We start from the raw sequence: 12,298 nt of genomic DNA, 5'->3' as shown, positions 1-12,298 counted from the left end.
GGACGGCGCGCCCGCGACAGCCGGCGCGCTCGCCGCTGCCGCGCCGGGCGCTGCCGCGATCGTGCCCGATGCCGGAACGGTCGCCGGAACCGGCGCCGCCGACAGCGCGGCCGCATGCAGCGCGCCGCACGCGGCAACCGACAGGACGAACAGCGACACGGCCGGCTTCATGCGCGGCTCCGTTCGGCGACGATCGTCCATTCCTCGTGCGCGTCGACACGGACGCGCGTCAAGCAGCTATGCCCGCAAATGCACATCGCCACTGCTTCCCCTCATCTCTATCTCTGGCCTGATTTCATTTATCGAACCGACGCGTTGATTCTTGAGGCGCCTGTCCGTCGTGTTGCGCTGCGCGTACCGGGCACCGACGCGCGTATGCGCTCCAATATCTCAAAAATACGACAAAACGCGCACCGTCTCGCTACGGTGAAGCGAAAAAAACTCGCAATACGGTAGAAAAAGAAGCGCGAACGGGAGCAATCGGTAAGAATTGCGCTATCGCAGTCGGTGCGACGAGCGTCATACCGCCGGGTACAGCCGGCCGACCATCGAAGGTGACGGCCCGTTGCGGGCCGCGGACGCGCCGTCGCGCGGGCGGCGCGTATGCTACCGCAAACCGCAGGCGGTGCGGCGGGTTTTCTTCGCAGGAAATTGATCTACGTCAATCTCTCGGCGACGTGCAGCGGTCGCGCGATGCCGGACGCGCGGACGCCCGCTTCGTCGCGACGTCGGCCGATGTGGGCACGTCTCCATCGGCGGCGATCGGCGACGCCGAATGCGGGATACGACGGAGCGGGCCGCATCGGCTCCGCGCAGCCGGCGACCCGAATACCGCCGCTTTCCGATTCGAATCGCGCGTCGTGACATGACATCGCGACATGACATCGCGGCGCGGCATCGCCGACCCGCGTCAGCCGCCCGCCTCCGCCACGCCGGCCCGCACGCGCCGCACGGCCGTCACGATCGACAGCACGATCAGCGCGCGCCACAACCACACGCCGGCGCCGCCGACCGGCAGGCCGAGCCCGATCCACAGCGCGAACGCGCCGAGCGCGAGCGCGCGATCGCTCTTGCCGAACGGACCGTCGTAGCGGCGGCTCGCGCCGACGAGCGGGCCGATCAGCCCGGCGCATTCGACGACGACCGCCGTCAGCGCAAACAGCCACACGTCGGCCGGCGCAAACGCGGGAATCGCGAGAAACGGCAGCACGAGCGCGACGTCGGACACGATGTCGCCGAGCTCGTTCAGATACGCGCCGAGCGTGCTCTTCTGGCCGTGCTCGCGCGCGAGCATCCCGTCGATCGCATTCAGCGCCATGCGCGCGAACAGCCACAGCGGAATCAGCAGGAACAGCACGCGCGCGAACACGCCGAGTCCTGCCAGCGCGCCGACGACGATCGAGCCGCCGGCCGCGAACAGCGTGACCTGGTTGGCCGTGACGCCGCGCGCAGCGAGCGAATCCGCGAACGGACGCAGGCGATCCTGGAATTTGGGTTTGAGTGCGTAGAGGCTCATCGTTCTATTTGTTCAGCACGTCCGGAAACGTTTGCCGCCGCCATGCCCCGAGCGGCGAAACCGCCGCGGCGGTCGTCAATGGGCGGCCATCATCGTCGCCGAGCCGGACCCGATGCGTCAAGCGCGCAGCGCGGACGGCACGCGGTGCGCGAACTGGTTTTTTTCGCGCAAACTCGCGATAATCCGCTGGCCCGAGCGCGGCGCGACCGTTCGCATCGCACACGGGCACGCGTGCAACAGCCGACCATCACGCCGCGGCCGGCGCTTCGCCGCAGGCCGATGGGCCGGCGAATCGTCCGATCGTCGCGGACCTGCGACAGGCAGCCACGAATTGAAAAAACTTGAACAGAGGCCGTCCGGTGCGCATCGTGCGTCGCCGGCATTCCGGGAACCCGCCGGCCGCATCCATGCGGCGCGTCGGGCATGCATGCAGGAGGTGCCGCGCCGATGAGCATCCTGAACGTGTGGCAGCGCGATTTCCTGCTCGGCATCGTGCGGCTCGTCGCCGGCGCGTATCCGGTCTGGCATCACGCGCCGCCTTCCGCGACGCAGAAGATCTACTTCTCGAACCATACGAGCCACATCGACACGCTCGCGATCCTCGCCGCGCTGCCGCGCGACGTGCGCGCGACCGTGCGGCCCGTCGCCGCGCGCGACTACTGGGACAGCAGCGACCTGAAGCGTCACATCGCACAAAAGCTGCTGAACGTCGTGCTGATCGACCGGCATCGCGAAAGCGGCGGCGATCCGCTGGAGCCGGTGCGCGACGCGCTGCGGCAAGGCCACTCGATCATCATCTTCCCGGAAGGCACGCGCGGCGCCGACGTCTTGCCGCAGCCGTTCAAGAGCGGGCTGTTCCATCTCGCGACCGAGTTCCCGAACGTTGCGCTCGCACCCGTCTATCTCGAGAACCTGCAGCGCATCATGCCGAAAGGCGCGATCTGGCCGGTGCCGCTGATCTGCAAGGTGCACTTCGGCGCGAACGAAGCGCTCGGCGCCGGCGAAGACAAGCCGACGTTCCTCGCCCGCATGCGCGACGCGATCGTCGCGCTCGCGCCGCCGCAGCGGCCGGCCGGCTGAACGCGGCGCCCTCCTCTCACTTTCCTGATATCTCCATGCGAACTCTCTTCTGGGAACTGGTCGCAGGCGTCACGGGCGTGCTCGTCGTCGCGACCGTGATCGGCGCGATCCTCGGCGCGCGCAGCGACGGCACCAACGCGACGATCGTGAACCTGAACCAGCGCATCCGCGCGTGGTGGGCGATGATCGCGATCATGGTGATCGCGATCGGGCTCGGCAACAACGTCACGTATTGCGTGTTCGCGCTGCTGTCGTACCTGACGCTGCGCGAGTTCATCACGCTCACGCCGACCACCGCCAGCGACCATACGACGCTCTTCATCGCGTTCTTCATCGCGATTCCCGTGCAGTACCTGCTGCTCGCGATCAACTGGTACGGGATGTATTCGATCTTCGTGCCCGTGCACCTGTTCTTCGCGATGTCGCTCGTGTCGGCGCTCACGCAGGACACGCGCGAATTCCTGAGCCGCAACGCGAAGATCAACTGGGCGCTGATGGTGTGCGTGTACGGGCTCAGCCACGCGCCGGCCGTGCTGATTCTCGACATTCCGCGCTACACCGGCCAGAACGCGCTGCTGCTGTTCTTCTTCCTGCTGGTCGTGCAGATCAGCGACGTTTTGCAGTACGTGGTCGGCAAGCTGTTCGGGCGGCGCAAGATCGCGCCGCGCCTGTCGCCGTCGAAGACGGTCGAGGGCTTCGTCGGCGGCGGATTGCTCGCGACACTGTGCGGCGCATCGCTGTATCGCGTGACGCCGTTCAGCTTCGGCGCCGCGTTCGGGATCTCGCTCGCGATCGTGATCGCGGGCTTCGTCGGCGGGCTCGTGCTGTCGGCCGTCAAACGCTCGCTCGGCACGAAGGACTGGGGCTCGATGATCGCCGGCCATGGCGGGATGCTGGATCGCATGGACTCGGTGTGCTTCGCCGCACCGGTGTTCTTCCACCTCGTTCGGTATTTGTACGCTTGAGCGGCAAGCGGTGAGCGTGCGCTTCGCGCGCGGAAACGAACGCATGCATCCGCCGTCCGCACGCCGGCAGTCGGCCGACGCGCACGTTCACGCGATCGCCGTATCGGCCGAACGCGCGCTCGCGAGCTTGAACTCGCCGACCGTCTGCGCGAGCTTCGCCGCCTGCTCGCGCAGCAGCGCGGCGGCCGCCGCCGATTGCTCGACGAGCGCCGCGTTCTGCTGCGTCGAATGATCGAGCTGCGACACCGCCTGATTCACCTGCGCGATCCCGGTGCTCTGCTCGTTCGCGGCGACCGTCATCTCGGCGATCACGCTCGAGATCCCGCGCACGCCGTCGACGATCTCGTCCATCGTCGCGCCGGCCGTGTGCACGAGCCCCGAACCGCCCTCGATCTTCTCGACCGACGACTGGATCAGCTGCTTGATTTCGCGTGCGGCCTGCGCGCTGCGTTGCGCGAGCGTGCGCACCTCGCCGGCGACGACCGCGAAGCCGCGTCCGTGCTCGTTCGCGCGCGCGGCCTCGACCGCCGCATTCAGCGCGAGGATGTTGGTCTGGAATGCGATCCCGTCGATCACGCCGATGATGTTCGAAATTTCGGCCGACGCTTTCGTGATCTCGCCCATCGTCTCGACCACCTGGCTCACGACCTCGCCGCCGCGCACCGCGACGCTCGATGCCGATTCCGCGAGCCGGTTCACCTGCGTCGCCGCATCGGCCGAGTTACGCGCGGTGCCGGCGATCTCCTCGAGCGCGGCCGCGGTCTCCTGCAGGCTCGACGCCGCATGCTCGGTGCGGCTCGACAAGTCCTGGTTGCCCTGCGCGATCTGAGCGCTCGCGACGCTCACCGACTCGCTGAAGTCGCGAATCTGCAGCAGGATCGTGCTGATCTTCTCCGCGAACAAATTGAACGCGCGCGCGATCTGCGCGGCCTCGTCGTTGCCGTCGGCGCGCAGGCGCTTCGTCAGGTCGCCGCTGCCGCTCGCGACGTCGGTGAGTGCGTCGCGCACCAGCAGCACACGCTTGAATGCGGCATTCGTCAGTGCGCCGACGAGCGCCGCCGCGATACCGGCGACGATCAGGATCGCCACGAGCGTCGTGGTCGCGACGGCCCGCATGCCGGCCGTCACGTCGGAGCGGTCGAGCGCCATCACGAGCGACCAGTCGGTGCCGGCGATCGCTTGCGCGCGCAACAGCTTGGTCGCGCCGTCGATCGCGACCGCGACCGGCTCGGTCGCCGTCTGCAGGCCAGTCAGACGCTCGGGCGTCAGCTCCGGCGACAGCTCGACGGCCGGCTTCATGATCAGGTCCGTCTTCGCGCCCGCGATCAGGCGGCCGCTGCGGTCGACGAGGAACGCGAAGCTCGCGGGCGTCGGGTGCATCGACGCGACGATCGTGCCCGCGCGCTCCATGTACAGGCTCGCCGCGAGCACGCCCTTCAGCGTGCCGCCGCGCACGATCGGCACCGCGAATGCGAACGCCGGCTTGCCGGTCGTCGCATCGCGGTACAGCGCGGTCACGACCAGCCGGCCGGCATCGACCGCCTGCTTGTACCACGGACGCGCGGTCGGATCGTAGCCGGGCGCGAGCGGCACGTTCGAGAACGCGGTGCGGTCCGGCAGCCCGAGCGTCAGCACCTGGAAGCCGCCGGACTTGCCGAGCAGCGTCAGCGCGGGCAGCGGATCGCCTTCGCCGGGCGACAGCGTATCGGCGAGCGCCTGCGTCTGCTGCGCGTGGCTCGCGACCCACTCGTCGATCGCGAGCGCATGGCCGGCCAGCACGGACTTCAGGTTCTGGTCGATGGTCTCGTCGTTGTGCTGCTTGACGACGTAATAGACGAGGCCACCGGTGACGGCGAGCGCCGTGACGACGATGGCGACGCAGGTCGCGAGAATCCGGGCGCGAATCGATGACAGCATGGTGACAGTGATCTCCGGTTGCGGCGTTGTATTGAGTAGTCGGATGGCACGCAACTGTGCTTAACGACCCCGCACGACGCAACTTGAGGTTCGACTGGTCTGACCAATGAAAAAAACTTGCGGACGGCCGCTCGGCGGCGGCCGCCGGCGATCACGCCGGGTCCGGCACGTCCATCGCGAGCAGCGCGGAACCGACCGATTTGCCGTGCGCGTCCAGCGCGAGCGAGCGCGTGACGCCGCCGCCGAGCGCGTCGTGCAGCACGAAATTGAACGCGCCGAGCATCGGCAGCTCGTATCGGACGACGTCGCCGCGCACGATCGCCGCGAGCTGCCGCTTCACCGCGTCCGCGCTCAGATGCGCGCGCAGATGCGCGTAATGACGCGGGTCGCGGCAGATCACCGAGACGTTCAGCGTATTGCCCTTGTCGCCGGTGCGCGCGTGCGCGAGTTCACGCAGCTTCATCATGCCTCCACGAACGAGAACGACGGCGCGACTGCCGTGCGCGGCAGCAGCACCGACTGCACGGCGATCACCTCGCGCGTCGACTTGAACGCGCCGCCGCCGCCGGCCGGCCCGTTCGTATACAGCGTTTCGACCTCGTTGCCGATCCGCGCCGCGTCGGCGGCGGTCGCCGCGCGGCCGGCCACGCGCACGCGGACCTCGGCCGGCTCGCCGGCCGCGGCGGGCGTCGCGCCGCCGTACAGCGAATCGACGCCGATCAGGTCGAACCTCAGCTCCGTCGCCGGCACGCCGGTCAGCGCGAGCCGCTCGCGGACGATGTCGAGCGCGACGCGCGCGCGCGCGAGCGCGCCGGGACCGCCGTACGAGATCTGCCCTTCGCCGATATGGCCGTCGACGTACGCGACCGACACCTTCAGCGTATCGGGCCGCGCGGCGCCGCGGCCGCCCGTCACGCGCACGCGGTCCGGCGCCTGCTCGACGACGGCCACCTGCGTGAAATCGGCGATCACGTCCGGCTGCAGGTAGCGCGCCGGATCGTGAATCTCGTAGAGCAGCTGTTCCTTGCAGGTCGCCGCGCTCACGCGCCCGCCCGCATGCGGCACCTTCGTGATCACGACCGAGCCGTCGGCCGCGACTTCGCCGATCGGAAAACCGAGCCGCGCGAGATTCGGCACGTCCTTGTAGCCGGGATCGGCGAAGTAGCCGCCGGTCACCTGCCCCGCGCATTCGAGCAGATGGCCGACGACCGTCGCCTGCCCGAGCGTGTGCCAGTCGTCCATCCGCCAGCCGAACGCGTGTATCAGCGGCGCGGCGAACAGCGACGGATCGGCGACGCGGCCGGTCAGCACGACGTCCGCGCCGGCCGCGAGCGCATCGACGATCGGCGCGGCGCCGAGATACGCGTTCGCGGACACGATGCGGTCGCGATACGCGGCGACGTCGTCGCCCGACTCCTCGAAGCGGAATGCGCCGCCGAGTACGACGTCGAGCACGTCGTCGCCTTCGACCGCCGCGACCTTCAGCCCCGCGATGCCGAGCGAACGCGCGATCTGCGCGGTACGTTGCGCGGCCGCGCGCGGATTCGCGGCGCCCATGTTCGACACGATGCGCACGCGGTTGCGCGCCGCGACGGACAGCACCGCGTGCATCCGCGCGTCGAGCAGCGGATCGTAGCCGCGCGTCGCGTCGTTGCGGCGCGCCTGCTGCGCGATCGCGATCGTGCGTTCGGCAAGACATTCGAACACCAGATAGTCGAGCCGTCCGTGTTCGGCCAGTTCGACCGCCGGTTCGATCCGGTCGCCGGAGTAGCCGGCGCCCGCGCCGATGCGCACGCGCCGTTCGTGTTGCTTTGCTGTCATGTCGGTATCGTCATCCGGCAGAGGCCGGCGTCTAAAACAGTCAGAAAACGCCGAGCACGACGCATGCGATCGTCATCACGATCGATGCGCCGAACAACAGCGGAAACGTGAACTTCTGGTGCTCGGCGAGCTCGATGCCGCACAGGCCGACGACGAGGAACGTTGCCGGCGTGAGCGGGCTGACCGGAAAACCGGTCGTCATCTGGCCGAGCAGCGCCGCCTGGCCGACCTGCACGGCCGGCACGCCGAGCTGGCCCGCGACCTCCGCGATCACCGGCAGCACGCCGAAGTAGAACGAATCGGGATCGAACAGCATGCTGAGCGGCATCGACGCGATGCCGAGCGCAACCGGGATGTGCGCAGCCATCGACGGCGGCACGAAGCCGACCGCCGCCTGCGCCATCGCCTTCAGCATTCCGCTGCCCTGCATCACGCCGGTGAACACGCCGGCCGCGAGCAGGATGCCGGCCATCATCAGCGCAGCGCGCGCATGCGCGTCGATGCGCTTTCTCTGCATGTCGACGTCCGGGTAATTCACCATCAGCGCGATGCACAGGCCGACCATGAACACGATCGCCGGCGGAATCTTCTCGCCCATCGCGACCATCGTGCCGAGCACGACGAGCGTCAGCACGACGTTGAACCAGAAGTTGCGCGGGCGGCGCAGCGCCTGTTCGTCGGCGCTCAGTTCGCGCGTGGGCAGCGGAACGGACGCATCGCCGCGCGACAGCCCGAGCCGCTTCTCCTCGCGTCGCCCGAGCCAGTACGCGACGCCGAACACGAACACGAGGCCGATCGCCTGCACCGGAATCAGCGGATTGAACAGCGCCGACACCGGCAGATGCAGCGACGCCGACGCGCGGATCATCGGCCCCGTCCACGGCAGGAAGTTGATGCCCGCGGCCATCGACACGGCCGCGGCCAGCACGCGCCGGTCCATGTTCAGCCGGTCGTACAGCGGCAGCACCGCCGGGATCGTCACGAGAAAGCACACGGCGCCCGAGCCGTCGAGATGGATCAGCAGTGCGAGCAGCGTCGTGCCCATCACGATGCGCGTCGGCCGCGTGCCGACCGCGCGCAGGATGCGCTCGATGATCGGATCGAGCGTGCCCGCATCGGTGATCGTCCCGAAAAACAGGATCGCGAATACGAACATGCCGACGACGGGCGCCAGGCCGCGCAAGCCGTCGATGACGAACTTGCTCGTCTGCAGCCCGAAGCCGCCGATCAGCGACGCGGCGATCGGTACGACGATCAGCGCGACGAGCGGCGACATGCGCCTGGACAGAATCGCGGCGAGCAGCACGACGATCGTGGCGAGCCCGAGTAACGGCAGCATATCCGTGTCTCCTACCTTGTCTTTTATCGGAGACGAGCGTAAGGTCCGCGCAGCGATAGCACAATTGAAATGATTTGATCGCAGCAATCACGAACCGTTATGGATCTGAACCTTCGCGACATTCGCGCATTCGTCACCGTCGCGCACGCCGGCAACTTCACGCGCGCCGCCGCGCGGCTGCATCTGTCGCAGCCGGCGCTGACCGTGCAGATCCGGCGGCTCGAGGAAATCGTCGGCGCGCGGCTGTTCGACCGCAACAGCCGCAGCGTCGCGCTCACGCAGACCGGGCGCGAACTGCTGCCGCTGCTGCAGCGCTCGCTCGACGACATGGAGCGCGTGCTGCGCGATGCGCGCGCGCTCGGCGAAGGCGCGAGCGGCACCGTGCGGCTCGCGTGCCTGCCGACGTTCGCATCGAGCGTGCTGCCCGAGCTGATCCAGTCGTTCCGGCGCGACGTGCCGCGTGCGGCATTCGAGATTCGCGACGGCGTCGCGAGTCTCGTCACCGCGCTCGTGCGCAACGAGGAAGCCGACCTCGGGCTTACCGGCGGCGACGCGTTCGATGCGTCGCTCGACGTGCTGTATACGGGCGCCGACCGGCTCGTCGCCGTGTGCCCGAGCGATCATCCGCTCGCGCGCAAGCGCCGCGTGCGCACCGCGGACATCGCCAACGTGCCGCTCGTGCTGACCGCGCAGGGCACGAGCGTGCGCAGCGTCGTCGATGCCGCGCTGGAGGCGGCCGGCTGCACGCCGGACATCGCGTGCGAACCGACCTACATGATGACCGCCGTCGCCATGGTGCGCGGCGGCCTCGGTGTAACGATCCTGCCGGCGAGCGCGCGCGAGGTCCGTGCGGAGCCCGAACTGGTCGCGAAGCCGATCGACGACCCCGCGTTCGTGCGTCCGATCGCACTCGTCGTGAAACGCGGACGCACGCTGCCGCGCGTCGCGCAGGCGTTCGCCGAAGCAATGCTCGCGGCATTGAACAGGCGCGCGTGAAGTGCGCGTCGGCGACGAAACGGCCGACCGCAGCGACGATGCGCGGCACGGCTGCCGACTGAAAAGCGGCGGCCGAAGCCGCCGACTAAGCGTGGGGCCGCGCGCCCGCCCGTCGATCGATGCGGACGCAAGCGACCGCACGCTAGCACAGTCGCCACGCGCCCATTCATTCAGTTCTTTAAATAATGAATTGACGGATCGATAAAAGTATCGACGCCGCGTTGCTCGCGCATCGAATCGATGTCGATTGTCACGAAATCGACAATATGCGCAGATTCGTGCTGCCGATTCAAAACCGATTGATTCATGATTCTCAATAATGCGAATCTCTCAACGGACCTTCCGGCAGCACGCGGCTGTCTGCTTTAGATCACAAAAGAGCATTCCATTTTTGCCGTTTTATTGCGCTTCGGTAGTCTCCTGCCCGTTGACGAACGACACATCAATACGCAAGGAGATTGAAATGAAACGCACGACCCTCTCGATGATTGCCGCTGCCGCGTTCGCCGCGATGCCGGCCGCGCACGCGCAATCGACCGTCACGCTGTACGGCGTGATCGACACGTCGATCACCTACGTGAACCATGCACAGGGCAGCGACAACGCATGGATGCTTGGCAACAGCAGCGCGGGCAACCTCGCCGGCAGCCGCTGGGGCATCAAAGGCAGCGAGGATCTCGGCGGCGGGCTGAAGGCGCTGTTCCAGCTCGAGAACGGCTTCGATCCGAGCACCGGCCGGCAAGGCCAGGGCAGCCGGCTGTTCGGCCGGCAGGCGTTCGTCGGACTGTCGAGCGAGCGCTACGGCACGCTGACGTTCGGCCGCCAGTACGATCCGCTCATCGATCTCGTGCAAGGCATCACGGCCGACAACTATCTCGGCAGCGTGTTCGCGACGCCGGGCGACGTCGACAACTACGACAACAGCTTCCGCGTCGACAACGCGGTGAAGTACACGTCGCCCGTGTATGCGGGCCTGCAGTTCGCGGCGATGTACTCGTTCGGCGGAATCGCCGGCAGCACGGGCGCCGCGCAGTCGTATTCGGCCGCCGTGTCGTACGGCAACGGGCCGTTCAGCGTCGCGGGCGGCTACTTCCATGCGACCAATAGCCCCGCATCGAACGGCCTGCGCAGCGGCTGGACCAGCTCGTCGGACGGCACGTTCGACGGCCCGATCAACAGCGGCTATGCGACCGCGCACTCGATCGGCATCGCGCGCGTCGCAGCGCAGTATGCGGCGGGGCCGTTCACGTTCGGCGTCGGCTACAGCAACGCGCAGTACCGCCGCGACGCGAGTTCGGTGTTCGGCTCGAACGAGCACTACAACACCGGGCAGGGCTTCGTGAACTACCAGGCGACGAACGCGCTGCTCGTCGGTGTCGGCTACAGCTACACGCGCTCCGGCGGCGACACGTCGGCGACCTACCGTCAGGTGTCGGCCGGCGCGGACTACTCGCTGTCCAAGCGAACCGACGTGTATCTGACCGCCGCGTACCAGCATGCGAGCGGCCAGACCGGCGACGGCAGCGGCAGCGCGATGGCCGCGCAGGCGTCGATCGGCTCGTACGGCTACGCGGGCACGAGTTCGCAGACGATGGTCAACCTCGGGCTGCGTCACCGCTTCTGATGCACGGCGGCCGGGCGCGGCGCCGGCTCGCCGCCGGCCCGCCCGGCATGAAGCGTTCATCGCGCGCGGCGGTTTCGATCGTCGCGCCGTTTTTTTGCGTGCGTCCCGTGGCGCGCGACGATTTGCGTTTCATGCTTCGCGCCGGGCGACTGCCGTTCGATCAGGGGCGCGTCGGCATGACTGACGCGACGCGTCAGATTCAGATGCCGATTTCCGATCGCGATATCCGGCGCATATCGGTGTCGTTTCAATATCGATTCACCGAATATTCACGCAGAGCGCCGCTGCGACCGACGCAGGCCGGTCGAATCCGCTCCGCCGACCCGATATCGCGCGCAATAAAAAACGGCCGGCAAATGCAAAGAAAAGTTTGATGCGAGCCATTTGACGATGCGCTATGGCACACTTCGCGTCTGCGTCATTTCCTTGCATCGGGCGGCCGGATTCCGCCCTGTCCTGCCATGTCGTGTCAGACCGCCCGTACGCTCCGCCGCGAAACGCTGACGATCGCCTCGACGATCGCGATGTCGCTCGCGCTGCACGGCGCCGCACGAGCCGACTGCCTCGACGACGCGGCCGCGTTCCAGCACGTGAGCGTCAGCCTGCTGCGCGGGATCGCGCAGGTCGAATCGGGGATGAATCCGAACGCCGTCAACACGAATGCGAACGGCACGATCGATATCGGGCTGATGCAGATCAACAGCACGTGGCTGCCAACGCTCGCGCGCGAAGGCATCACGCAGCAGAGCCTGTTCGATCCGTGCACGAACGCGTACGTCGGCGCGTGGATCCTGTCGCAGAACATTCGTCAGCTCGGCGCGAACTGGAATGCGATCGGCGCGTACAACTCAGCGTCGCCGGACAAGCGCCTCGCGTACGCGCGCAAGGTCTATGATGCGATCCGCACGATGCCGGATTCGCCGGATACTCCCATGCCCATCCTTCCGCCCTCTTTCACGCCGCCGCAGCAGGCGTACAACCCGTTCGCGAGCCTTACCGTCGCGGCGCCGCCGGTCGCGCGCCCGCGCACGGCCGCCGCT

At 67.8% G+C, this 12,298-nt stretch carries 11 protein-coding genes; 6 read left to right on the top strand and 5 right to left on the bottom strand.

Annotation, left to right across the window (positions count from 1 at the left end; genetic code table 11):
- Positions 1-910: 910 nt before the first annotated feature.
- Positions 911-1,516, bottom strand: a complete 606-nt coding sequence (locus tag BUB20358_RS26785; RefSeq protein ID WP_006764593.1) for a CDP-alcohol phosphatidyltransferase family protein — start codon at positions 1,514-1,516, stop codon at positions 911-913.
- Positions 1,517-1,963: 447 nt separating this feature from the next.
- Here BUB20358_RS26785 and BUB20358_RS26780 point away from each other — a divergent pair, with 447 nt between their 5' ends.
- Both BUB20358_RS26780 and BUB20358_RS26775 read left to right on the top strand, forming a co-directional pair.
- The gene (locus tag BUB20358_RS26780) at positions 1,964-2,596 is read left to right on the top strand and encodes a lysophospholipid acyltransferase family protein (protein WP_035973374.1); all 633 of its coding nucleotides are present in this window, start codon (positions 1,964-1,966) and stop codon (positions 2,594-2,596) included.
- A gap of 35 nt (positions 2,597-2,631) precedes the next feature.
- Positions 2,632-3,561, top strand: a complete 930-nt coding sequence (locus BUB20358_RS26775; protein ID WP_006764595.1) for a phosphatidate cytidylyltransferase — start codon at positions 2,632-2,634, stop codon at positions 3,559-3,561.
- Positions 3,562-3,648: 87 nt separating this feature from the next.
- Here the strand turns inward: BUB20358_RS26775 and BUB20358_RS26770 are convergent, their stop codons facing one another.
- The 4 genes from BUB20358_RS26770 to BUB20358_RS26755 form a co-directional block, all read right to left on the bottom strand.
- Positions 3,649-5,478: a methyl-accepting chemotaxis protein gene (locus BUB20358_RS26770; RefSeq protein ID WP_035972599.1), complete on the bottom strand. Its 1,830-nt coding sequence runs from the start codon at positions 5,476-5,478 to the stop codon at positions 3,649-3,651.
- A gap of 151 nt (positions 5,479-5,629) precedes the next feature.
- A complete protein-coding gene (locus BUB20358_RS26765; RefSeq protein WP_006764596.1) occupies positions 5,630-5,941 on the bottom strand; it encodes an AtuA-related protein in 312 nt (103 codons plus the stop codon).
- On the bottom strand, positions 5,941-7,299 hold the full coding sequence (locus BUB20358_RS26760) for an acyclic terpene utilization AtuA family protein (RefSeq protein ID WP_006764597.1): 1,359 nt from the start codon (positions 7,297-7,299) through the stop codon (positions 5,941-5,943). The genes BUB20358_RS26765 and BUB20358_RS26760 overlap by 1 nt, the downstream gene beginning before the upstream one ends.
- A 40-nt stretch (positions 7,300-7,339) precedes the next feature.
- Positions 7,340-8,638 carry a CitMHS family transporter gene (locus tag BUB20358_RS26755; RefSeq protein WP_006764598.1) on the bottom strand — a complete coding sequence of 433 codons (1,299 nt, stop codon included), beginning with the start codon at positions 8,636-8,638 and terminating at the stop codon, positions 7,340-7,342.
- A gap of 99 nt (positions 8,639-8,737) precedes the next feature.
- On the opposite strand from BUB20358_RS26755, the gene BUB20358_RS26750 reads away from it, so the two are divergent.
- From BUB20358_RS26750 to BUB20358_RS26735, 4 genes are all read left to right on the top strand, one after another.
- Positions 8,738-9,634: a LysR family transcriptional regulator gene (locus BUB20358_RS26750; protein ID WP_006764599.1), complete on the top strand. Its 897-nt coding sequence runs from the start codon at positions 8,738-8,740 to the stop codon at positions 9,632-9,634.
- Positions 9,635-10,097: 463 nt separating this feature from the next.
- The gene (locus BUB20358_RS26745; protein WP_035972602.1) at positions 10,098-11,258 is read left to right on the top strand and encodes a porin; all 1,161 of its coding nucleotides are present in this window, start codon (positions 10,098-10,100) and stop codon (positions 11,256-11,258) included.
- 47 nt (positions 11,259-11,305) lie between these two features.
- On the top strand, positions 11,306-11,632 hold the full coding sequence (locus BUB20358_RS26740) for a hypothetical protein (protein WP_123806841.1): 327 nt from the start codon (positions 11,306-11,308) through the stop codon (positions 11,630-11,632).
- Between the two features lie 87 nt (positions 11,633-11,719).
- On the top strand, positions 11,720-12,298 hold a 579-nt coding region (locus BUB20358_RS26735), incomplete at its 3' end, for a lytic transglycosylase domain-containing protein (protein ID WP_174905150.1).

The organism is Burkholderia dolosa (genome assembly GCF_902499135.1).
Taxonomy (GTDB): Bacteria; Pseudomonadota; Gammaproteobacteria; order Burkholderiales; family Burkholderiaceae; genus Burkholderia; species Burkholderia dolosa.
This window is presented reverse-complemented; position numbering and strand designations above follow the sequence as displayed.